This is a genomic window from Bradyrhizobium sp. CCBAU 051011 (assembly GCF_009930815.1).
Taxonomy (GTDB): Bacteria; Pseudomonadota; Alphaproteobacteria; order Rhizobiales; family Xanthobacteraceae; genus Bradyrhizobium.
Genome location: NZ_CP022222.1, coordinates 5,053,219 through 5,076,517, shown reverse-complemented (window position 1 = coordinate 5,076,517; position 23,299 = coordinate 5,053,219). Strand labels below are relative to the sequence as shown.

General features: G+C 62.5%; 21 protein-coding genes and 1 pseudogene. 11 read left to right on the top strand and 11 right to left on the bottom strand.

Going from position 1 to position 23,299, the window contains the following annotated elements; translation table 11 throughout:
• Positions 1-82 precede the first annotated feature (82 nt).
• The gene (locus ACH79_RS23605) at positions 83-334 is read right to left on the bottom strand and encodes a PepSY domain-containing protein (protein WP_161853152.1); all 252 of its coding nucleotides are present in this window, start codon (positions 332-334) and stop codon (positions 83-85) included.
• A gap of 280 nt (positions 335-614) precedes the next feature.
• Here ACH79_RS23605 and ACH79_RS23600 point away from each other — a divergent pair, with 280 nt between their 5' ends.
• On the top strand, positions 615-2,033 hold the full coding sequence (locus tag ACH79_RS23600; RefSeq protein ID WP_161853151.1) for an APC family permease: 1,419 nt from the start codon (positions 615-617) through the stop codon (positions 2,031-2,033).
• 119 nt (positions 2,034-2,152) lie between these two features.
• On the opposite strand, the gene ACH79_RS23595 is transcribed toward ACH79_RS23600, so the two are convergent.
• From ACH79_RS23595 to ACH79_RS23570, 6 genes are all read right to left on the bottom strand, one after another.
• Complete coding sequence (locus tag ACH79_RS23595) at positions 2,153-2,653, bottom strand: DUF421 domain-containing protein (RefSeq protein ID WP_161853150.1); 501 nt, start codon at positions 2,651-2,653, stop codon at positions 2,153-2,155.
• Positions 2,654-2,733: 80 nt separating this feature from the next.
• A complete protein-coding gene (locus ACH79_RS23590; protein ID WP_161853149.1) occupies positions 2,734-3,093 on the bottom strand; it encodes a hypothetical protein in 360 nt (119 codons plus the stop codon).
• Positions 3,090-5,624, bottom strand: a complete 2,535-nt coding sequence (gene ctaD / locus ACH79_RS23585; RefSeq protein WP_202639020.1) for a cytochrome c oxidase subunit I — start codon at positions 5,622-5,624, stop codon at positions 3,090-3,092. Before ctaD ends, ACH79_RS23590 begins: the two co-directional genes overlap by 4 nt.
• The gene (gene coxB / locus ACH79_RS23580) at positions 5,621-6,526 is read right to left on the bottom strand and encodes a cytochrome c oxidase subunit II (protein ID WP_161853147.1); all 906 of its coding nucleotides are present in this window, start codon (positions 6,524-6,526) and stop codon (positions 5,621-5,623) included. Before coxB ends, ctaD begins: the two co-directional genes overlap by 4 nt.
• Before the next feature lie 17 nt (positions 6,527-6,543).
• A complete protein-coding gene (locus tag ACH79_RS23575; RefSeq protein ID WP_161853146.1) occupies positions 6,544-7,656 on the bottom strand; it encodes a c-type cytochrome in 1,113 nt (370 codons plus the stop codon).
• A gap of 3 nt (positions 7,657-7,659) precedes the next feature.
• Entirely contained in the window at positions 7,660-8,298 is a 639-nt protein-coding gene (locus ACH79_RS23570) for a cytochrome c oxidase assembly protein (RefSeq protein WP_161853145.1), read from the bottom strand.
• 209 nt (positions 8,299-8,507) lie between these two features.
• Here ACH79_RS23570 and tenA point away from each other — a divergent pair, with 209 nt between their 5' ends.
• A complete protein-coding gene (tenA, locus tag ACH79_RS23565) occupies positions 8,508-9,176 on the top strand; it encodes a thiaminase II (protein WP_161853144.1) in 669 nt (222 codons plus the stop codon).
• Between the two features lie 49 nt (positions 9,177-9,225).
• On the opposite strand, the gene ACH79_RS23560 is transcribed toward tenA, so the two are convergent.
• Positions 9,226-10,287 carry a ketopantoate reductase family protein gene (locus ACH79_RS23560; protein WP_161853143.1) on the bottom strand — a complete coding sequence of 354 codons (1,062 nt, stop codon included), beginning with the start codon at positions 10,285-10,287 and terminating at the stop codon, positions 9,226-9,228.
• A gap of 158 nt (positions 10,288-10,445) precedes the next feature.
• On the bottom strand, positions 10,446-11,381 hold the full coding sequence (locus ACH79_RS23555; RefSeq protein ID WP_161853142.1) for a LysR family transcriptional regulator: 936 nt from the start codon (positions 11,379-11,381) through the stop codon (positions 10,446-10,448).
• A 115-nt stretch (positions 11,382-11,496) separates the two neighbouring features.
• On the opposite strand from ACH79_RS23555, the gene ACH79_RS23550 reads away from it, so the two are divergent.
• The 5 genes and pseudogenes from ACH79_RS23550 (at position 11,497) to ACH79_RS23535 (ending at position 15,361) form a co-directional block, all read left to right on the top strand.
• The gene (locus ACH79_RS23550) at positions 11,497-12,306 is read left to right on the top strand and encodes an SDR family oxidoreductase (RefSeq protein ID WP_161853141.1); all 810 of its coding nucleotides are present in this window, start codon (positions 11,497-11,499) and stop codon (positions 12,304-12,306) included.
• Positions 12,307-12,348: 42 nt separating this feature from the next.
• Positions 12,349-12,882 (top strand): YkgB family protein, encoded by a 534-nt coding sequence (locus tag ACH79_RS23545; protein ID WP_161853140.1) that lies wholly within the window; start codon positions 12,349-12,351, stop codon positions 12,880-12,882.
• A gap of 79 nt (positions 12,883-12,961) precedes the next feature.
• Positions 12,962-13,084: pseudogene (locus ACH79_RS43095) on the top strand (carboxymuconolactone decarboxylase family protein); the annotation flags it as partial.
• A 60-nt stretch (positions 13,085-13,144) separates the two neighbouring features.
• Positions 13,145-14,458, top strand: coding sequence for an epoxide hydrolase family protein (locus tag ACH79_RS23540; protein WP_161853139.1), 1,314 nt, complete (start codon positions 13,145-13,147; stop codon positions 14,456-14,458).
• A gap of 27 nt (positions 14,459-14,485) precedes the next feature.
• Complete coding sequence (locus tag ACH79_RS23535) at positions 14,486-15,361, top strand: alpha/beta fold hydrolase (protein ID WP_161853138.1); 876 nt, start codon at positions 14,486-14,488, stop codon at positions 15,359-15,361.
• 16 nt (positions 15,362-15,377) lie between these two features.
• On the opposite strand, the gene ACH79_RS23530 is transcribed toward ACH79_RS23535, so the two are convergent.
• Positions 15,378-16,226, bottom strand: a complete 849-nt coding sequence (locus ACH79_RS23530; RefSeq protein ID WP_161853137.1) for an IclR family transcriptional regulator — start codon at positions 16,224-16,226, stop codon at positions 15,378-15,380.
• Positions 16,227-16,383: 157 nt separating this feature from the next.
• Positions 16,384-18,549, bottom strand: coding sequence for an acetate--CoA ligase family protein (locus ACH79_RS23525; protein WP_161853136.1), 2,166 nt, complete (start codon positions 18,547-18,549; stop codon positions 16,384-16,386).
• Between the two features lie 219 nt (positions 18,550-18,768).
• On the opposite strand from ACH79_RS23525, the gene ACH79_RS23520 reads away from it, so the two are divergent.
• The 4 genes from ACH79_RS23520 (at position 18,769) to ACH79_RS43090 (ending at position 22,943) form a co-directional block, all read left to right on the top strand.
• Positions 18,769-19,464 carry a GntR family transcriptional regulator gene (locus ACH79_RS23520; RefSeq protein WP_057837076.1) on the top strand — a complete coding sequence of 232 codons (696 nt, stop codon included), beginning with the start codon at positions 18,769-18,771 and terminating at the stop codon, positions 19,462-19,464.
• Positions 19,465-19,531: 67 nt separating this feature from the next.
• Complete coding sequence (oxc, locus tag ACH79_RS23515) at positions 19,532-21,262, top strand: oxalyl-CoA decarboxylase (protein ID WP_161853135.1); 1,731 nt, start codon at positions 19,532-19,534, stop codon at positions 21,260-21,262.
• A gap of 63 nt (positions 21,263-21,325) precedes the next feature.
• Positions 21,326-22,603 (top strand): formyl-CoA transferase, encoded by a 1,278-nt coding sequence (gene frc, locus ACH79_RS23510; protein WP_161853134.1) that lies wholly within the window; start codon positions 21,326-21,328, stop codon positions 22,601-22,603.
• A gap of 202 nt (positions 22,604-22,805) precedes the next feature.
• Positions 22,806-22,943 (top strand): hypothetical protein, encoded by a 138-nt coding sequence (locus ACH79_RS43090; protein ID WP_202639017.1) that lies wholly within the window; start codon positions 22,806-22,808, stop codon positions 22,941-22,943.
• Positions 22,944-23,299 lie beyond the last annotated feature (356 nt).

Sequence of the window (23,299 nt, the reverse complement as noted above, 5' to 3'; positions counted from 1 at the left end):
GCATCCAAACGAATTGTGTCGCCTGTCATCGGGCGCCATTCGAGCGACGCGTTGGCTCGCAATAGCCCATGCCCGCCGGAACTCAGTCCAGATTCTTCCGCTTCAACTTCATCTGCATGTCGAACTTGAGGTCGTACTTCTTGCCATCCGCGCAGACCGCATCGTCGACCTCGAACTGTTGGTCGTCTTCATCCATTTCCAGCTTGCCGCCTGAGCACCCCTCGGCCAGGACCGCCGCGACGAGCTTTGCCCGCTCGTCTTCAGTGACCGGGCGATCAGCGAGCGCAGGAAGCACCGAGAGGCCGAGGATCGCAGTTGATGTGGTCAATCGCATTGTCAAATCCTCCTGTGGAGCCGCTTCGAGCCAGCCTGTTCGCATCCCCTGGTGGAGCGGCCTGGCGAGAAAGAAGCCCGGCGTGTTCGACCAAGGTCGTCTCCGCATCCCGTCTGTTGCGTGAACCCGAAACGCACACTAGCCGAATGCCCGCGACCGGAGTTTGTTCCGCACAGACAATTCAGTGGTGCACTGCCCCAATCACCGGGTGGGTTATTGCACAGTCCCTTCAACTACCGATAGACTGCACTGGCGTCACCGGATTGAAAGAGGACGTGCGATGACCGATATCCCCGCCAACGTCGCCCCGCAATCAAGCAGCGCTGAACCAAGCCTTCATCGGGTCATGGGCCCCTGGTTGCTCCTGCTGTTCATCGTCGGCGACATTCTCGGCACTGGGATCTACGCGCTCACGGGACAGGTGGCGAAGCAGGTCGGCGGTGTCGTTTGGCTGCCTTTCGTGGTCGCGTTTGTAGTCGCCCTGGTGACGGCGTTCAGCTATCTCGAGCTGGTTACGAAGTATCCGAGAGCTGCGGGCGCGGCGCTCTACACCCACAAGGCTTTCGGTATCCATTTTGTCACCTTCATCGTTGCCTTTGCGGTGATGTGCTCGGGTATCACCTCGGCATCGACCGCTTCCCGGGCTTTCGCCGCGAACATGTCGCACGCCATGGGGCTCAATCTAACGGGCTTCGGCATTACGATAACCGGTCTCGCTTTCATGGCAATCGTCGCCGCCGTCAATTTCCGCGGTGTCGGCGAAAGCGTGAAGGCCAATGTCGTTCTGACCTGCGTGGAGCTAACGGGTCTGTTGATCATCATCGTGATCGGCCTGTGGGCGATCGGGCTGGGCCAGGGCGATGTCTCGCGCGTCGTTCAGTTTCGCTCGACGCCGGACGGCGGCATGTTCTGGCCGGTGATTGCCGCGACCACGCTGGCCTTCTTCGCCATGGTAGGTTTTGAGGATTCGGTCAACATGGCCGAGGAATGCAAGGACCCCACCCGTCACTTCCCGAAGGTGCTGCTTGCGGGCCTTGTGATCACCGGTCTCATCTATGTTCTGGTCTCGATCTCGGCAATCACGCTGGTGGCGCCGGAGCAACTGGGCGAAGGCGAAACACCGCTTTTGAAAGTCGTCCAGCAGGGCGCGCCTAATTTTCCAATCTGGATCTTCGGATTCATCACCATGTTTGCCGTGGCCAATAGCGCGCTCATCAACATGCTCATGGCCAGTCGCCTTGTGTACGGCATGAGCCGCGAGCATGTGCTTCCGCCATCGCTCGGGAAAGTCCACAGGACGCGGCGGACGCCCTATGTCGCCATCGGCTTTACGACCTTGCTAGCATTTGCCCTGATCACGTTTGTCGGGGAAGTGCCGGCGCTCGGAGGCACCACCGCGCTGCTTTTGCTATGCGTTTTCACGGTGGTGAATGTCGCGGTCCTGGTGCTTCGGCGCGATCCCGTAAATCACCAGCATTTCCGTACGCCCACCATTCTGCCGATCCTGGGCGCTGTGTTTTGTGCCTTCCTCACGGGTCCCTGGACCGGTCGCGCCATTGTTCAGTACCACGTCGCCGGTGTCCTGCTCGGGATAGGCGTCGTTCTTTGGCTGGTGACAATCATGGTCAACCGGAGTACCGGGGTGAAGCGAGTCGAGCCGGATCTGGAACATTTGGGTCGCGGCGGGCCGGTGAACTAGCGAAGTGCCGGACGAAGAGAAGCAATCCAAATTCTCGCAGTCGGCGAGATGGCTCGCTTCATCGCTTGGCTGCTCGCTCCACTGCTGCTGTCCGCGACCTGTAACGCCTCTCCAGTCCGTTATCGTCCAGCCGGAGCTTCACGCCTAAGTACGCTGATCCGTCCGTCGCCTTCGAGCTTTGCGAGCCTTACTTCAGCAATGTCCTCGACTTGCTGCTGCCGCAACAGAGATGCGAGTTCGTCCATCGACAGCATTTCCTTGCGCATTGCCTCTTCGACAATCCGCCCGTCTCTTACCAGCGTCAGAGACGGAGGTCTGAGGACAGGCCTTAGGGCTGGAAACCGGTAAGCCAGCCAGTCGATAACGTATTCCCAAGCAACGATGGTTATGACCAGGACAAGACCTTCGGTCACGGACTGATATTCTTTGCCAAGCCCGTTCTGCGCCGCGTCCGCGATCAGCACAATCACCAGAAGATCTGCCGGTCCAAGATGCCCCGCCTGGCGACGCGCCATGAAGCGCAGGATTATGAAAAGGCCGAGATACATGAGCGTACCCCGGACGACAATCTCAGCGATACCAAGACTGGGAAGGAAGACGCCGTTCCAATCGATCTGCATGACAAGAGCCCTCGCGTTTCCGTGCCAACGCGGCATGGAAAAGCGAAGTTCCTGCCAAGCCACCAACAAGGGGCGCCGGACTAGCTCGCTGCCTGCGCGCAGGCAGGCACGAGGACAACCGCGAGAGCGCTCCAGATCACGCCAATAGCGGACAAGAAGGCGAGCAACCGTGTCGTATAGTGCAGGTATGCCGCACCCGTGTGCTCACTCGGCCGACCGTTCGCGCGTGGCGCTGGAACCGCGGCCAGAAGCAAAAGAGCTCCAAGCGCCGCCACGGTCACCGCAATACCAAGCCACACCATCGCACGTCCCGAGCCCACCGGCGGCGTACAGATCAGAGCTTCCGCGCCGTACAGCAGAGCAAGATGCAAGAACCAGACGGCCGGCCCAACGAACAGGCGCAGTAAATCGGCAAGAGGCCGGGTGCGAGGCGCGTTCATACGATCCTCGGAAAGCCGTGCACGAGCAGAAGACCGAACAGGCCTTGCGCGACCGTGTAATGCCAAAGCAGCGCGAGATTGTCGAACACGACGCGACGCCGGCGGCTGAGCATGCCAGCAAGGCAGCGCGCGATGGCAAAGCCCGCCATGACGACAAGTGCCAGCACGAGCTGAAGTTGAAGAAACGACGCCATGTAGGCGAACGCAGCGTGCGCGTCGGCATCAGGACGAAAGCCGGCGCGCCAGTGCGACAGGACTTCGACGCCGAGGCTTCCGCAAAGCGATACGACCGCCAGGCCGATCGCACCGACGAAGGCGGCAACGTTGCGTGATCGGACCGGAAGCGCGCGGCCACCGAGGACGATCAAGCCGCTGCTTGCTCCGAGTAACAACGCAGAGACGAAGGGCCACAGCGGGGGCGGCATTTGCTCAGGTTTAGGCCACACCTGCGGCGAGACTGTCCAAAGGAAGAGATAGGAGAACACAAACGAAAGGTAGAGCGAGCCTGCAACAAGCATCAAAACGACCATCGCCCACCAGGAATGCGAGAGCGGACCGCTCACATACGTCGGCACCTTGATGCCATGGCCGATCTCGGCACGAGGCAACGGCCTCGGATCGCTGCCCCACATCCAGATCAGGATCATCACGAGCGCGAGCACACCCGAGATGAAGGCGAGCGTCACATACTTCACGGTGAGCAGCATGAAGAAGCCGGCCGTGAACACCGCGCCGAGCAGTGGTGACCAGCCATAGCCGGGCAGACGCTGTAGCGCCTGCGGCGTTGCCTCGATTGGCGAGGTGATGATGGTTTCGCGCTGTCCCGTCACCGTGCCGGGCAGATAGTGGCGCCCCTCTTTCGATTGCTCCGAAAGTTGCGGCTGATCCCAGAGCGGATCACGGCTCGTCACCAGCGGAACACTGCGCGGTCCGTAGACGTGGTTGTGCATCCATTCAAGCGAGGCGCCCTTCCAGACGTCCCCGACCGGCTCGGACACGGTTGGCCGCAGGTTACGGACGAGGTCGAAGAGGAAAACCAGCACGCCGGCGGCAAACAGAAATGCTCCGACCGTCGAGATCATGTTCAGCACGTTCCACTCAGCAACGGCAGGATAGGTGTAGACGCGGCGCGGCATGCCCATGAGGCCCGTGACGTGCATGGGGAAAAACGCGACGTTGAAGCCGATGAACATGAGGAAGAAGGTCGCCTTGCCGAGTAGCTCCGAGAGCACGCGGCGGCTGAAGGCGGGCGCCCAGTAGTAGAAGGCACCGAACAGCGGAAATACCATGCCTCCCACCAGCACATAGTGAAAATGCGCGACCACAAAATAAGTGTCGTGCACCTGCCAGTCGAACGGCACCATCGCGACCATCACGCCCGTCAGCCCGCCCAACGTGAATATGAACAGGAAGCCGAGCACGAACAGCGATGCGGTCGTTACCTGCAGCCGTCCCGCCGCGATCGTGGCGATCCAGGCAAAAACCTGGATGCCGCTTGGAAGCGCAACCGCCATGCTGGCAGCCGAGAAGAAACTCAACGAAAGCGCCGGGATGCCGGTGGTGAACATGTGATGCACCCACAGGCCAAACGAGAAGAAGCCGGTCGCGATCAACGCAACGACGATCAGCCGATAACCGACGAGCGGCGTGCGGGCCATCGTGGGCACGATCATCGACACCATGCCGGCGGCCGGCAGGAAGATGATGTAGACCTCCGGGTGACCGAAGAACCAGAACAGATGCTGCCATAGCAGCGCGTCTCCGCCCTTCTGCGGAATGAAGAACGGCCAACCGAATGCGCGCTCGAGCTCAAGCAGCAGCGTTGCCAGGATTACGGCCGGAAACGCGAACACAATCATCCCGGCGAAGACCAGCATCGTCCATGCGAACATCGGCATGCGATCGAGCGTCATGCCGGGCGCGCGCGTGCGCAGCACGCCGACAATCAGCTCGACCGCGCCCGCGATCGCCGAGATTTCGATGAAGCCGATGCCGAGCAGCCAGAAATCCGCGCCGAGCCCGGGCGAAAACTGCACTCCGGTGAGCGGTGGATACATGAACCACCCGCCAGACGGCGCGACATCGTAGAACAACGTGCCGAAGAAAATGATTCCTCCGACGAAATAGGCCCAGAATGCGAAGGCGCCGAGGCGAGGAAACGGAAGGTCGCGCGCTCCCAGCATCTGCGGCAGAAGGAGAATGCCCATCGCTTCGACCACCGGCACGGCGAACAGGAACATCATCACGGTGCCGTGCATCGTGAAGATCTGGTTGTAGGTCTCGGGCGATAGGAAGGTGTTGCTCGGCACCGCGAGCTGGAGGCGCATCAGCAGGGCGAGGATTCCCGCGAGCAGGAAGAACAGCACTGCGGCCGCCACGTAAAAGTAGCCAACGACCGTGTTGTTGACCGCGGTGACGATCCGCCAGCCCTTCGGCAGCGCCCAGGCGGCCTCAAGCGCTTCCAACTCGCCCTTGGGACGCGGCAGCTTGTTCGGGTGGCCTGCGAGGTACGCTGGTAAGGGTTCGCTCATCGCAGGCTCATGAGGTAGCTGGCGAGCGCAGTCTGCTCGGCCGAAGAGAAGATGCGAAATTCGGGCATGCGGTTGCCCGGCTTGATGTGTTGCCCGTCGCGGATGAAGCGGGCGAGATTTTCGGCCGTGAGCGGCAACGTGTCGATTCCAACAGAACCGCGCGCGGCGAAGTGCGTCAGGTCCGGACCGATTGTCCCTGCCGCATCGGTGCCGCGCACGGCATGGCAGGCGCCGCAACCGGCCGCCACGAAGAGAGACTGGCCGCGCCGTTCGATGTCGGTTGAGCGGGCGGCCGGCGGATCGGCCACACGCGCAAGCCATGCGTCGTATTCGTCGTGGAGCATGGCGATGACCTTGAAGGCCATCAGCGCGTGCGGGCCGCCGCAATATTCAGCGCACTGCCCGCGATAGACGCCCGCGCGTTCGGCGGTAAGCCGCAGGCGCGTGATCCGGCCGGGGATCATGTCGACCTTGCCGCCGAGGCTCGGGACCCAGAAGCTGTGAATCACGTCGGCTGCCTTGAGCGTGAAGTCGACCGGCTGCCCGACGGGAATTCGAATCTCGTTCGCGCTCATGACCGGCGTCGGACCATCGTAAACGACACGCCACCACCATTGCTCGCCGGTCACCTCGATGCGCAGCGAATCGCCCGCATGCCCCGTCTGGGCGCGCGTGAGCCATACGCCACAGCCGAGCAGGATCGTGAGCGTGACGACCGGCAATGCGAGGCCGAGCACCATGATGGTGCGCTCGCGGGCGAGCACCTCGCGGATGCGCGGCGCACCGCGCACCGCGAGCCAGATCGCGGCCATGACCAGCCCGAGGATGACCGAACCGAATGCGAACAGCGCCCAGGCAAGCGTGGCGATCTGTCCAGCCTGCGGGCCGTGCGGCGCAAGCACGGACTGAAGGATCCCGTTCATCGCGAGGCTCCGGCAGAAGGATCGCCCGAAGCGTAATAAGCCGCGACGTCTTCGATCTGGCGCTCACTCAGCGCACGCGCGATCGGCGCCATAATGGTTTCGGTCGCCGTACCCGGCGCGAGGCCTCCCTTCCAGAGCCGCAGGCGATTGAGCATGTAGGGGAGATTTTGCCCGGCAAGGCGAGGATAGATCTTCAAAGCCTCTTCGCCATGGCAGCCCGCGCAAGCCGGTACTCTTGCCGTCGGATCGCCATTCTCCGCGACATTGCGTCCACGCTCGATCGCGGATCTATCCGTTGGTCCTTCCGGGACGTGCGGCGCTTGAAGCGCCGCATAGTAGTCGGCCACACGTCTGAAATCGTCGCCGGTGAGCGCGCGCGCGACGGGCTGCATGATCCCGCTGGCGCGCTGCGCGCTCGCGAAAGCCTCAAGCGACGCGACGATGAATTCGGCTGGCTGACCGTGCAAGATTGGAACGAGAGAGCTCGCCGGCCTCGCGTCGCCTGCGCCGTGGCAGCGGGCGCAGGCGCCGGCCGCGGGGGCCGTCGTCTCGCTTGTCGCCAGGCTCTCGCCGCCCTGCGGCGGCACCCGCAAGCCTCCAAGCGCGAGGTCACGGTACTGCGCCGCGTCGAGGCTCGGAAGACGGCGCAGGAACGCGGCGAGTGCCCACACCTCGTCGTCGCGCTGCTGCGCCGACCACGCCGGCATGCCGGTGTATTTGATGCCGTGCTTGATGATCCAGAACAACTCGCGGTCGCGCCACGGCCGCATGTTGGTCGCAAGGTCGGGCGGCGGAGGCAGCATGGCTCGCGCGATCGGGCTGATCGGGATACCCGGAGCGCCATGACAATACGCGCAGCCGCTCTGGAAATGCGCGGCTCCAAGCGTCACGAGATCGGCATTGTCGAGCAGCGGGACCTCGATGCCGAGCGCGTGCGTCTTGACCGAATTGCGCATCGCGAATGTCAGCAACCATTCGGTCACCGCAAAGTGCCCGCGACTGGCCGCGACGGTGTAGACGCCGGACCATATGAACAGGAAGCCAAGAAGCAGCGCTGCCAGCCCGGCTAACAGGATGAAGCGGATGCGCACGGGCGGGTCGATGCGCATGAGCTAGCTGGCGGTTCGGTGGATCGGCGGCCCCTGCCGCGGCGGCTCGTACGCACCGATCAAATGAACCGTCATGAAGACGGCCGCAACGAGGTAGCTCAGCGGGCAAGCCGCGAGCATCAACAGACCCGCAAGGTGCTGATCGCCGAGCCCGTGCGCGGCATGCTCCGTAGACCCGTAAAGCGCCCGCGGTGCGAAGACGAGGAGAGCCGCCAGCAGGCAGACCAGCTTTCCGTTGAGCAGAAGGGCCGGAATAGCCTGCCAGCGCGAGGAGCCCGTGAGGGAGAGCAACGACGCCCAGAACGCTGTGGCTACCAGCAATAGCGCAGCGTGTGCCACGATCATTGCAGTGGGCGCATGCAGGATGAGGTTCTGCGCGACAGGGGCATGCCAGACCCAAAGCCCGGCGATTTGGCCAAAGGTTGCGAACCAAAGCAAGGATACGCTCCCCGTGGGCCGCCTCCACCGCGCAAGCGCGATCAGAGCAAGCACGGGGGCAGCAACATTCATCGCCAGGATATGGGCGGCCATGTGCCGGGTATGGGGGCCAAATTCCAGGAAGCCTGCGAGAAGCGTGCCGACCGCGAGAACGCAAGTGGCGCTCGCGACGAGAGCAAGGACCTGCGGAGGTCGAGATTGCATGGCCCCCTCTTCCCTAGAAGTCGCCGGAGCGAACGCGACGCGGTTACCTCAACGTCTCAGGCACGATTCGGTTTCGTGACGGATTGCCGCTGGCCACCCTCTGCAGCAGCCGTTTGGCCAAGTTGACGTTGTTCCCTGGCTGAGAGGTTTGTTATGACGGGGTAGCGTGCAAGAGCACTCATTGAGAAGATACCCCCCTGCGAGGGATCATGAGTTTCTTCGATCGACTGAAAAATGCGGCGTCCACCGAATGGCGGGCCTATACCGAACACCCCTTCACCGAAGGGTTGGCGGACGCTTCGCTCACTGAGGCGGCATTTCGGCACTACCTCGTTCAGGACTACCTGTTTCTCATCGAGTTTGCGCGCGCCTACGCGCTCGCCGTCTACAAGTCGCCGACGCTTGCCGATATGCGCGAAGCCGCCGGCGGCCTCTCGGCCATTCTCGATGTCGAGATGAACCTGCATGTGAAGCTTTGCGCCGGCTGGGGCCTGTCGGCCACCGATCTTGAACAAGCCCCTCCGGCGGTCGAAATGCTGGCCTATACGCGCTACGTGCTCGACGCCGGAATGCGCGGCGATCTGCTCTCGCTCAAGGTGGCGCTTGCGCCTTGCGTGATCGGCTACGCCGAGATCGCGACGAGGCTCGCCGCGCGGCCCAATGCGCTCGCTGCGACGAACCCGTATCGGGTCTGGATCGCCGAGTACGCCGGGGCTCCTTATCAGGAGGTGGCGGCGAATGCGCGGGAGCACCTGGAGCGCCTCGCCGATCGCTACGCTACACCGGCCCGCGAGGCAGAGCTGATCGAAATCTTCAAGGAAGCCACCCGGCTCGAAGCCGACTTCTGGGAAATGGGATGGCGGGCCGGTAAGCGTTGAATAGCGACTGACCGCGTACCGGGTCGCGCCAGTGGAAGCGCGAGACCGCTCAGTTCAGCCGCAGCTCCGTAACGTGCCGCGGATCGGGGCTCAGCTCGCCCCGCTCCACCCGCTTGACGAGATCCGTCAGCGCAGCGTTTGCCTTGCACGACAGGCCGAGCTTCTCGCCCTCGCGCACCACAAAACCGTTGAGGAATTCGATCTCGGTGCGCCGGCCCTTCTGCATGTCCTGGCCCAACGAGGGACGCTGCGCTGCGGAGGTGCGCTTACTGTCCTTGAAACGCTGCTCGTCGCAGGCGCGCATCGCCGCCTCATCGCCCTCCCCGGCGCGCGCGATCGTGTCGGGCGGCAGGTGCAATATCTCTTCCAGTTGATAGCCGTGCGCCTGCCCGACCCGGATCGCCTCGCTGCCGAGCCGGGTGGAGAACCGGCGCAGCGGCTCGCTCTGCAGGATTTCGCCGCCCGGCAGGCCGGTGCAGGCGGAGAGCCCGTTGCCCATGACGTTCGCGACCAGCTTCGACCAGCGCTCGCCCCAGAGATTCTCCGTCACCTTGGCGCTGTCGGAATAGCCGACCAGGCGGCAGACCTCCTCCGCCCGCGGCGTGATACGGCCATGCACTTCGCCGGCGCGAAACACCGTGTGCGCCGCCCCGCCCTTGCCGGCACCGCGGTGGATATGGCCGGGCTCGGGCAGGTTCACCGTGATGCTGCTGGCGATGCAGCCCAGCGTCTTGCCCCAGCCGACGATGCCCGCAATCGTCTCCTCGTTCATGCAGTTCTGCAGCGACACCACATAGCCGTCCGGCGCCAGATATTGCTGGATCAGCATGGTCGCCCAGGCCGTGTCGTAGGATTTCATGCAGACGAAGGCGATGTTGACCGGCTGCTCCTTGGCAAGCTGCTGTGCGTCCGTCACATGCAGCGCCCGCACCGGCACCGAGAACTCCGCGACGTCCATGGCGTGGGTGACGCGCAGCCCGTGCTTGCGCATATGCTCGACATGTTCGGGCCAGGGATCGATGAAGGTGACGTCCTCACCCGCCTGCGCCATATGCGCGCCCGCATAGCCGCCGACGGCGCCCGCTCCGACGATTGCGATCTTCCGGCTCATGTTCTCTCCCGAATTTTCTTGCAGCAGAGGACTGCCCTCGCCGTTCATTCGTTGGAGACAGTCTAGCGGATCGTGGGCTTTCGCCAACGGGCCGTTTCGCGCCTGGAGCTGCCCTCACACCAAGCCCCCATGTGAGTCCACGCGAACGTTGCGCAACTTTATTCACGAGCAACGCGGTTACGGGCCGCACTTTTTGGCTGGTCAGCAAGCTGCGCCCTGAGACGTGGCACCGCGAAGTCGAGAAACGCACGCAATTTGGCCGGCATAAAGCGGTTCGGCGAATACACAAAGCTGACGGGTTGCGGCGGCGGCTGAAAATCCTGCAGCAGCGGAACCAACTCCCTGGATTTTATCGGTTCGGCAACGAGATAAGAGAACGCCACGGTGATACCGAGGCCTGCGCGCGCAGCGTCGCAGGCCGACTCGAGATTGCTCGCAATGAAGCGCGACCGAACCGGCACCACATACTCCGTCTGGTCTCGCCTGAATCTCCATGTGCCTGGTGACTGCATCGGAGGATAGCTGATGCAGTCGTGCACCGAGAGATCATCGGGCGATTTGGGCGTTCCGCGAGATTTCAGATAGGCCGGGCTGGCGCAAGCCACGCGGTGAATTTCCCCGACACGCACCGCGATCAGGCTGCTATCGGCGAGATCGCCGACTCGAAGCGCGACGTCGATGTGCTCTTCCAGGAGATCGACGGTCCGATCCTGCAGATTGAGGTGAACGTCCACCTCCGGAAACGTCACCAGAAACTCCGCCAGAACCGGCTGCAGACATAAGCGGCCGAGCGCGACAAGGGTTGAAACACTCAGATCTCCGCGTGGCGTCGTGTACTCGCCGGACGCGGCGCGCTCGGCTTCGGCAATATCGGCAAGGATTCGTTTTGCGGCGGCGATGTAGGAGAGCCCTGCATCAGTCGGGACGAGTGCTCTGCTCGACCGGTTGAACAGCTTCGTGCGCAGGTGCGCTTCGAGTTCGGACACCTTTCGGCTGACGGTCGCCAGCGGCAATTTCTGCCGGCGAGCCGCGGCCGACAGGCTTCCGGCTTCCGCAACCGCCAACACAATCGACATGCCTTCGAGACGGTCCATGGATGCTTCCATTTTTTGGAAGGATACATCTCGATTTTGCCAGATACCCATCAAGCTCGGAAGGGCCTATCCATCACCGCGAGGCAACAAACCCGACCAACCGACGGAGAAGGAAATGACCAAGCCCAAAGGCACTGCCCTTATCACCGGCGCATCCACCGGCATCGGCGCGATCTATGCCGATCGCCTGGCAAAGCGCGGCCACGATCTTATTCTTGTTGCGCGTAACAGGCAGCGGCTCGCATCGCTGGCGCGGCGGCTCAACAACGAGACCGGCCGGAAAGTGGAAACGGTCGAGGCCGACCTCACGTCGCCAGCAGACCTGCAACGCGTCGAAGACATCCTACGGACCAATGCCGGCATCTCGGTGCTGGTCAACAACGCCGGCGTCGGCGCTTCAGCCCCGCTGGTCGCCTCCGACATTGACAAGATGGAGGACATGGTCCGTCTGAACGTCACCGCGCTGACGCGGCTGACCTATGCGGCGGCCCCGGGATTTGTCGCCCGCGGCAACGGCACGATCATCAACATCTCGTCGATCGTCGCGATCGCGCCGGAAGTGCTGAACGGCGTCTATGGTGGCACGAAAGCGTTCGTGCTCGCATTCAGCCGCTCGCTCGTTCACGAGCTCGCCGACAAGGGCATCCGCGTGCAGGCAGTGCTGCCGGGCGCCACCGCCACCGAATTCTGGGACATTGCCGGCACGCCGGTTCATCAGCTACCGGCGCAGATCGTGATGTCGGCTGACGACATGGTCGATGCGGCGCTCGCCGGTCTCGACCTTGGCGAGACCGTGACGATCCCGGCGCTGGCGGACAAGGCCGAGTGGGATCGTCATGAGGCAGCGCGCCTTGCCATGACGGACAAGCTCTCGAGCGTCATCCCGGCCCCTCGCTACAACCTGCGCAAGCGCGTGAATGCGTGAGCACCGAGTCAATCAAGCAGAGATCTCATCAAGGAGGTTACCATGTCACACATCATCACCCAGCACGCGGCACCGGTTCTCGCACCGGGCTCCATTGTCCGGTGGCGCGATCATGCCGAACGCGTCCTCACTTACGCCGAGCCGGTCAGCCGAGTTGGCCTCTACGTGTCGCTCGCGATCATCTACGCCTGGTTCGGCGGCATGAAGTTTACCGAGTACGAGGCCAACGGACTGGTGCCGCTGGTGGAGAACAGCCCGCTGCTGAGCTGGTTCTACGCTCTGTTCTCGGTGCGCGGCTTCTCCACTTTCCTCGGCTTCATCGAACTCAGCATCGGGCTGCTGATCGCCCTCAGATTGGCGAACCCGATCTTTTCCGCAGCCGGCGGTCTTCTCTCGGCCGGGCTCTTCGTCACGACCGTCAGCTTCATGGTCTCGACGCCGGGCGTCGTCGTGCCGGAGCTCGGGCCGCCCGCGATCTCGGTCGCGCCGGGTCAGTTCCTACTGAAAGACATCGGCCTGTTCGCCGCTTCGTTCTGGGTGTTCGTCGACTCGCTGAAGACCATCATTCGCCGCTGAGCACCGATAACCATCAGCACCTCACGCAACCAAGGGAGACGCTACCATGAAAATGCGATCCATCTTCAGCGCGGCTTTTGCTGCCATTGCCATCGAGGAGCGAGAACTCGTGGATCTCACGATCGCGATTGGCTTGATGAACGCCTACAATCGCCTCGCAATCAGCTTTCGGAATACGCCGCAGGCCGCGCTCGGAAAATAGGCGCAGGCCGATCAAAGGACATCGCGCTTCCGCGATGAAGCAAACCGGCAGGAGAAGGCCATGAAAATATTGAACACCCGCACGAGCCTCGAGGTCATCGACCGCGACCGCCGCCGGCTCTTGAGCGCGGCAATAACCGGCATCGTCGGCATGGCCGCCGCGAGCCTGCTGCCGTCGCGGTTGATGGCTGCCTCCTCAGGTGACGTCATTCGACCTTTCCGCATCAACATTCGGGAAGAGCAGCTTGTCGACCTCCGCAGGCGCATCCTTGCCACGCGCTGGCCGGATCAGGAGACCGTGAATGATCGGTCGCAGGGCGTCCAGCTCGCAAAGTTCCAGGAAACGATGCGCTACTGGGCAACCGATTATGACTGGCGAAAGCTGGAGGCGCGGCTCAACGCCTTGCCGCAGTTCATCACCGAGATCGACGGGGTCGACATCCACTTCATCCATGTTCGCTCCCGCCATGAAGACGCGCTGCCGCTTATCGTGACGCATGGTTGGCCGGGCTCGATTGTCGAACAACTCAAGATCATCGATCCGCTCACCAATCCTACGGCGCATGGCGGAGAAGCATCGGATGCCTTCCATCTCGTGATCCCGTCAATGCCGGGTTACGGCTTCTCCGGCAAGCCGAAGGGCACCGGCTGGAATCCGGACCGCATCGCCCGTGCCTGGGCGGAATTGATGAAGCGTCTCGGATATACAAGCTACGTCGCCCAGGGCGGTGACTGGGGCTCGCCCGTCTCCAGCGCCATGGCGCGTCAAGCATTGGCCGGATTGCGCGGCATCCACATCAACCTGCCGGCGACGGTTCCTCCCGAGGTCGCCATGGCGCTTGCCGGCGGCGGAATTGCGCCGGCGGCACTTTCCGAAAAAGAACGCGCGGCATTCGAGCAGCTCGATACGTTCTTTAAAAAGTACCGCGCCTACGGCGCCATCATGGGCACGCGCCCGCAGACGATCGGCTACGCTTTGGCAGACTCTCCGGTGGGTCTTGCAGCCTGGATCTACGACTACAATAACGGCGAGCCCGAGCGCCTGCTAGGCAGGGACGATGTGCTCGACGACATTACGCTGTACTGGCTGACCAACACGGCGACATCGGCTGCACGCCTGTACTGGGAAACGGCCGGCCAAAGCGTTGTTCTCTCGGCTGCGCAGAAGACCGCCGACATCTCGCTTCCGGTCGCCATCACCGTATTCCCCGGCGAAGTTTATCGAGCCCCCGAAACGTGGGCCCGGCGCGCCTATCGCAACCTCATCTACTTCAACGAGGCCGACAAGGGCGGCCACTTCGCGGCCTGGGAGCAGCCGGAGCTGTTCGCCGCCGAGCTCCGTGCCGCCTTCAGATCACTTCGGCCGGCGCACTGACCAGAGAACAGGACGAAAGGACACATCATGTCACAGCGGATCAACGAGGACGCGATCGGTTTCTTCGAGATCGACAAAGACATCACGCTCAGAAGAATGGTGCTGCGCAACCCGAGGCCGAAGGCGACCGTGCTCTTCCTGCATGGGTTTCCAGAGACGCTGTACGCCTGGAAGGATATTTCCCTGGCTCTGGCCGAAGACTACGAAGCTCACGCTTTCGACTGGCCTGGCTATGGTCTTTCATCTAGGCCAACGGTCGACAGGTTCTTCTATGCGCCCAAAGACTACGCGCACATTCTCCATCAATACATCGCGAAAGCAGGCATCGACACGTCGAAGCTTACGATCTACGCAACCGATATCGGCGCCCTGCCGGCGCTCCTGCTGGCCGTAGAAAAACCTGATATCGCAAGGACGATCATCGTCGGCGACTTCGCCCCATTCAACAGGCCCCAATACATGTATGAGAGCCTGCAAAACCTGAAGGCAGGGCCTGCGATGGATCAGGTCCGCGCCAGCCTGAACAAGAATCGCGACGAGATCCTCGCGAACACCTTCACAAGAGGTCTACCCAAGGAAGCCCAATTCGAAGTTTCGCAGGAATTCAAGGACGACATGTACAGGCAATGGAGCCAGGGCGCGATGACGACGGCAGACGCGTTCTCCCATTACTACTCGCACTTCACGCGGGACCAAGACCATTTCGAATCGCAACTGCCCCTGCTCAAAACTCCAGTGAAGGTGATTTGGGGCGAGAAAGACCTCTACATCAAGAACGAGATGGGAGCAGAGCTCGCCCAGAGGATCGGCGCGGAATTCGCGCTTCTTCCGGGCATCGGGCACTTCCCTCACCTGCAGAACCCGAAGCTGACCATCGATGAGGTTCGTGCCTCATTCGGATGAGTGCAAGGTGAAAGGCTCAACCGGCCTTCATCTCCGGCATCACCCCGCCAAGCGCTACCGTCAGCTCCGCCGCCACCTCGCGCACGGTCTGGCCAAGTTGCGGCAGCCGCTCGTCGGTCAGGCGGCTGGTCATGCCCGAGACGGAAATCGCCGCTAAGGGCTCGGCGCAGTCGTTGTAGACGACGGCGGCGATGCAGCGCAGGCCCATGCAGGCCTCCTCGTCGTCGATCGCAAAACCCTGGCGGCGGATTTTTTCGAGTTCCTTGAACAGATCGCTCGGCCGCACGATCGACTTTTCGGTCAGGCGCGGCATGCCGTGATGATGGATGATGGCGCTGACGTCGTCGTTGGAATAGGTCGCAAGCACCGCCTTGCCGACGCCGGAGGCGACCATGGCGACGCGGCCGCCGACCTTGGTCAGCGAACGCATGATCTCGCGGCTCTCCATGCGCGTCAGCACGATGATGAACTCGTCGTCGACGACGGCGAGATTGGCGGTCTCCCGCGTCAGGTCGCGCAGCTTGCGCAAATATGGCACCGCCTGCGCCGAAAAATTGCGGCGGCGGGCAAATGTCGCCCCCACCGTGAAGCAGCGCGCGCCGACATGCCATTTCGATTCGGTGCGGTCGAACTGCACGAAGCGGCGGCTTTCCAAGGTCGCCAGCAGCCGATGCACGGTCGAGGTTGACAACCCGGTGCGGATCGCGAGATCGCTCAGCCGATAGCCTTCGTCGTCCTCGGCAAGCGTCTCGATGATCGAGAGCGCACGATCGACGGACTGGACGCCGCCATCGCGGGCATTCTCATCCTGGTCTGCACTGGATTTCGGCTCGATGGCCTTGCGCCGGATCACGTCTCTCTTCATCGCGACCTGCCGCTTTTTGCGTTCGTCATTCCGGGATGGTCCGAAGGACCAGACCCGGAATCTCGAGATCCCGGGTTCGATGCTTCGCATCGCCCCGGGATGACCTAGAGAAATGCCGCTCCGGGTCGCTCCGAAGCGGCATTTGTTGTTGATAAACTTACAGCAGGCCCGCGCCGCGCGCCCACTTGTACTTCGCGCCCAGCACTTCGACCGGCAATTCGGTCGAATAGGCATAGGCCGGGATGCCGTTCTCGTAGAGATATTCGGCGGCCTGTTCGACCTCGACGTCGCCGGCGAGCGAGGCGACGATCGGCTTCACAAAGCCCTTGGCCTCCATCTCCTTCTTCACCTCGACCATGTTGCGGGCGAACACCATCGGCGGCGTGACGATCGTGTGCCAATAGCCGAGGATCAGCGAATGGATGCGCTCGTCCGACAGGCCGAGCTTCACCGTGTTGATGTAGGTGATGGGCGGCTCGCCACCGGTGATGTCAACAGGATTTCCAGCCGCGCCGAACGGCGGGATGAATTTGCGGAACGCCGCGTCGAGATCCGGCGGCATCGACATCAGTGACAGGCCGTTATCCACGCAGGAGTCCGACAGCAGCACGCCCGAACCGCCGGCGCCGGTGATGATCAGCACGTTCTCGCCCTTCGGCGTCGGCAGCACCGGCATGCCACGCGCGAATTCGAGCAATTGCCGCAACGACCGGGCGCGGATCACGCCCGACTGCTTGAACACGTCCTCGTAGATTTTGTCGTTGCCGGCGAGCGCGCCGGTATGCGACGAGGCCGCTTTCGCGCCGGCCGAGGTCCGGCCCGCCTTCAGCACCACCACCGGCTTCTTCTTGGAGACGCGCTTGGCGGCTTCCGCGAAGGCGCGGCCGTCCTTGAGGTCCTCGCAGTGCTGCGCGATCAGATTGGTGTTCGGATCCTGCTCGAAGAAGGCAAGCAGATCGTCCTCGTCGATGTCGGACTTGTTGCCGAGGCCGACGATCGCCGACACGCCCATTTTCGCCGAGCGCGAAAAACCGATGATCGCCATGCCGATGCCGCCGGACTGCGACGACAGCGCCGCATGGCCCTTGACATCATAGGCGGTGCAGAACGTGGCGCAGAGGTTCGACCAGGTGTAGTAGAAGCCGTAGATGTTCGGGCCCATCAGGCGGACATTGTACTTCTTGCCGACCTCGACGATCTCGGCCTGCAATTCAGGCGCGCCCGCTTCGGCAAAGCCTGACGGAATCAGCACGGCGCCGGGAATTTTCTTCTCGCCGCATTCGGCCAGCGCGCCCGCCACGAATTTTGCGGGGATCGCGAATACCGCGGTGTCGATCACGCCGGGAACGTCCTTGACGCTCTTGTAGGCCTTGTAGCCGAGGATATCGGGCGCCTTCGGGTGGATCGGATAGATGTCGCCCTTGTAGCCGCCGTTGATCAGATTCTTCATCACGGAGTTGCCGATCTTGCCGTCCTCGGCGGAGGCGCCGATCACGGCAACCGCCTTCGGCTGCATGATGCGGTTCATGGCAGCCACGATTTCTTCGGTCGGGCGCGGCGCCGGGCGTGGCTTGTAGTCGAAGTCGACGACGATGCGCACGTCGGCGGCAATCGCGTCCTTCTTGGTGGCGAACACCGGATTGAGGTCGAGTTCGACGATTTCGGGGAAGTCGCTGACGAGCTGCGACACTTTGACAATGACGTCGGCCAGCGCGTCACGGCTGACCGGATCGCCGCCGCGCACGCCCTTCAGCATATCGTGGGCCTGGATGCCGTCGAGCATCGACAGCGCATCGTCCTTGGTGGCGGGCGCAAGGCGGAAGGTGATGTCCTTCAGCACTTCGACCAGCACGCCGCCGAGGCCGAATGCCACCAGCTTGCCGAACGAGCCGTCGGTGATGGAGCCGACGATGACCTCGGTGCCGCCGGCCAGCATCTGCTGAACCTGGATGCCCTCGATCTTGGCGTCGGCCTTATACTTCTTGGCGTTGGCGAGAATGGTCTCGTAGGTCTTTTCTGCATCGGCCGCGGTCTTGACGCCGACCACGACGCCGCCGGCTTCGGTCTTGTGGAGGATGTCCGGCGAGACGATCTTCATCACGACAGGGAAACCCATCCCCGTTGCGAGCTTGGATGCTTCAGCGGCGGATCTCGCCACGCCCTCTTTCGGAACCGGGATGCCGTAGGCATCGCACACCCGCTTGCCTTCCGGCGCGGTGAGGCTGGTGCGCTTCTCGGCCTTCACCGTATCGAGCACCCGGCGGACAGCCTCATGGGCGTTGGGCTCGGCGATCTTGCGGGCCGCATCTGCAGAATTTGACATTGGCTTCCTCCTGGGGCTAGTTTTATGGCATTTGGTATGCCAGAGATTGGATTGTCAAGACAAACTATCGCGCGGAAACAGCGAAAACATAGGCATCTTGACATTCTGGTATTTGGTATGCCAAAAATATTCGGGTGTTTCTTCTGCTAAGAAGACGTCTCCAAAACAGGGAGGAGACGAGTCGTGCCCGCACCTAAACAAACCAAGGCGCCGCCTGTCATGGCTGATGCTGACATCGCAATCGTCCGGATCGCGCCGGAGACGAGCTTCAAGAACAAGGCCTATGAGGCCTTGAAGGAAGCCATTCTCAAGATGGACATTTATGCGACGCCCGAGCAGGTGATGCTCGACGAGCGCGCTCTGTCCGAGCGCCTCGGCGTCAGCCGCACCCCAATCCGCGAAGCCATCGCGATGCTGGAACAGGATGGCTTCGTCAAAACGGTGCCGCGCCGCGGCATCGTCGTAGTCCGCCGCACCAAGACCGAAATCGTCGACATGATCCGCGCCTGGGCCGCGCTCGAGAGCATGGCCGCACGCCTGATCACGACCACCGCGCGCAAGAAAGACATCACGGCGCTGCGCGATTTCTTCAAGGATTTTGGCAAGGACCGGCTGCCACAGGATCATGTCGAGGAATACTCCAAGGCTAACATCGCCTTCCATCAGGCGCTGATCTCGCTGTCGGAATCGCCGGTGCTGGTCGACATGACCAACGACATCCTTTTGCACGTGCGCGGCTACCGCCAGCTCACCATCGGGCGGAAGGATCGTACCGCGACTTCGCTGCCTGAGCACCTTGCCATCATCGAAGCGCTCGAAGCGCGCGACACGGAACTTGCCGAGAAGCGCGCACGCGATCACACGCTTGGCCTTGCCGCTTACGTCGAAGCGCACGGGCAGGAACTTTTTAGCTAGACGCAACCTTCGCACCAGAAGACGACCAAAAATCGTCCGAACCAAAACGATCAGGGAGATGAAGCCCATGCTGAATACCGCTACCAAGTCCGAAGCACCGGGCACCGAGCAAGAGCTGACGGATGGCTTTCATCTCGTCATCGATGCGCTCAAGCTTAACGGCATCAACACCATCTACAATGTGCCGGGCATCCCGATCACGGATTTGGGCCGCATGTCGCAGGCCGCCGGTATTCGCGTGATTTCCTTCCGCCACGAACAGAACGCCGGTTATGCCGCTGGCATCGCCGGCTTCCTCACCAAGAAGCCCGGCGTCTGCCTCACCGTGTCGGCGCCCGGCTTTTTGAACGGCCTCACCGCACTCGCCCACGCCACGACCAACTGCTACCCGATGATCCTGATTTCGGGCTCGTCCGAGCGCGAGATCGTCGACCTGCAGCAGGGCGACTATGAAGAAATGGATCAGCTCGCGATCGCCAAGCCGCTGTGCAAGGCGGCCTATCGCGTGCTGCACGCCCAGGACATCGGCATCGGCCTTGCCCGCGCGATCCGCGCCGCCGTCTCGGGCCGTCCCGGCGGCGTCTATCTCGATCTGCCGGCAAAACTGTTCGGACAGGTGATGAATGCGGACGCCGGCGCGAAGTCGCTGGTAAAGGTGATCGACGCAGCTCCCGCGCAGATCCCCTCGCCTGCCTCCGTCAAGCGCGCGCTCGATGTGCTCAAGAGCGCAAAACGTCCCCTCATCATCCTGGGCAAAGGCGCGGCCTACGCGCAGGCCGACGAGGAAATCAAGAGCTTCGTCGAGAAGAGCGGCGTGCCGTTCCTGCCGATGAGCATGGCCAAGGGTCTTCTGCCCGACACGCATCCGCAATGCGCCGGTGCGGCCCGCTCCACCGTGCTGAAGGAATCCGATGTCGTGATGCTGATCGGCGCGCGGCTCAACTGGCTGCTCTCGCACGGCAAGGGCAAGACCTGGGGCGAAGCGCCCAAGAAGTTCATCCAGGTCGACATCGAGCCCAGGGAAATGGACTCCAACGTCGAGATCGTAGCCCCCGTCGTCGGCGACATCGGCTCGGCCGTCTCCGCCTTCGTGCAGGCGATGGGCTCGGGGTGGACCGCACCGCCGGCCGACTGGACCAAGGCCGTGCAGTCCAGGCGCGAAGACAACGTCGCCAAGATGGCGCCGAAGCTGATGAACAACAAGTCGCCGATGGATTATCACGGCGCGCTCGGCGTGCTGAAGAACGTTATCAAGGAGCGTCCCGACGCCATCCTCGTCAACGAAGGCGCCAACACGCTCGACCTCGCCCGCGGCGTCATCGACATGTACAAGCCGCGCAAGCGTCTCGACGTCGGCACCTGGGGCGTGATGGGCATCGGCATGGGCCAGGCGATCGCGGCTGCGCTCGAGACCGGCCACCCCGTCCTCGCGGTGGAAGGCGACTCGGCCTTCGGCTTCTCCGGCATGGAGGTCGAGACCATCTGCCGCTACAATCTGCCGATCTGCGTCGTCATCTTCAATAATGACGGCATCTATCGCGGCACCGACGTCAACAACGTCAACTCCGATCCCGCGACCACCGTGTTCGTCAAGGGCGCGCGCTACGACAAGATGATGGAAGCCTTTGGCGGCGTCGGTATCAACGCCACCTCGCCCGACGAGCTGAAGCGCGCCGTCAACGAGGCGATGGATTCCGGCAAGCCGACGCTCATCAACGCGGTGATCGATCCGGCGGCCGGCTCCGAGAGCGGCCGCATCGGCAACCTCAACCCGCAGAGCGTTCTGAAAAAGAAATAGCCCCCTTCAACCCATTTCACCCTGCAGGCGCAGGGCCAACAGACACAGTACGGAGCAAAGACGATGACAAAGGCGCTTACGGGCGTTCGTATTCTTGATTTCACCCACGTTCAGTCGGGTCCGACCTGCACGCAATTGCTGGCCTGGTTCGGCGCCGACGTGATCAAGGTCGAGCGCCCCGGCGTCGGCGACATCACGCGCGGTCAGTTGCAGGACATCCCCAATGTGGACAGCCTGTATTTCACCATGCTGAACCACAACAAGCGCTCGATCACGCTCGACACCAAGAATCCGAAGGGCAAGGAAGTCCTCACCGCCCTGATCAAGAGCTGCGACGTGCTGGTCGAAAATTTCGGTCCCGGCGTGCTCGACCGCATGGGTTTCCCCTGGGAGAAGATCCACGCCATCAACCCGAGGATGATCGTGGCCTCGATCAAGGGCTTCGGCCCGGGACCTTACGAGGACTGCAAGGTGTATGAGAACGTCGCCCAGTGCACCGGCGGCGCCGCCTCGACCACCGGCTTCCGCGACGGCCTGCCGCTCGTCACCGGCGCGCAGATCGGCGATAGCGGCACCGGTCTGCATCTGGCGCTCGGCATCGTCACCGCGCTCTACCAGCGCACCCACTCCGGCAAGGGACAGCGCGTCACCGCCGCGATGCAGGACGGCGTGCTCAACCTCGCCCGCGTCAAGCTGCGCGACCAGCAGCGCCTCGCCCATGGTCCGCTCAAGGAATACAGCCAGTTCGGTGAAGGCATTCCGTTCGGCGATGCGGTGCCGCGCGCCGGCAACGATTCGGGTGGCGGCCAGCCCGGCCGCATCCTCAAGTGCAAGGGCTGGGAGACCGATCCGAACGCCTACATCTATTTCATCACCCAGGCGCCGGTCTGGGAGAAGATCTGCGATGTAATCGGCGAGCCCACCTGGAAGACCGATCCGAACTACGCAAAACCCCCGGCCCGCCTGCCGCGCCTGAACGAGATCTTCGCCCGCATCGAACAGTGGACGATGACCAAGACCAAGTTCGAGGCGATGGAGATCCTCAACAAGGACGACATCCCCTGCGGCCCGATCCTGTCGATGAAGGAGATCGCCGAGGACCAGTCGCTGCGCGCCACCGGTACCGTGGTCGAGGTCGATCACCCGACCCGCGGCAAGTACATCTCGGTCGGCAACCCGATCAAGCTCTCGGACTCACCGAGCGAAGTGACCCGCTCCCCGCTGCTCGGCGAGCACACCGACGAAATCCTGCGCCAGGTGCTCGGCTTCTCCGACCACCAGGTCGCCGAGATCCACGATTCGGGCGCGCTCGACCCGCCGCGCAAGCAGGCGGCGGAATAAGTTCCGTTGTACCCGGAATGCAAAGGCCGCCGGTTTTCGGCGGCCTTTTTCATTCTGGAATGCCACTTTCGTTAATTTTGTTGCAATGCAACCCACCAATTGCTGCTATGCAAACAAGGCGGTTGTAGCTGGCATCTGGTATACATAATCTGCCCCAGATCACGAAGTGGAATGGTTCCGCGACCAAGAAAAGGGGACATCCATGTCCAAGACTGCACCGATCAGCCTCCTGCCCTCCACCACCCTGTTCGCGCGCGTGATGGCTTCGATCGTCCGCCTGCTGACCGCCAGCAGCCGCATTGCCGTCCGCAACGGCGACCTGCCCCGTTTTGGTCTCTAAGCCCTGAAAATAAAGGCTTTCTGCAAACGGACACGATCCGAAAAACGATCGAGCCTTCGATGATCTGAATTTGATGGCCCCGGCTTCCGGGGCCATTTTTTGTTTGCGCGCCGCCGCCGCCTTTACCAACGACTGCGACAAATCAGCCGGGGTGACGATCGGAAAGCATTATACAGTTGCTTCCTGGCATATCGCATACAAAGATGCCTTCCACACAGCGTTCGACAAAAACAAGAGCGCTTCGGGAGGTGGGCCGTGCAGTCCAAAAGGACAGTCAGGGCGTTGGGGCGACAGGCGCGAATGGATTTCGCGCGCCGCTTCCTGCTTTCCACAATTCCACCATTGGCCGAAAGGAG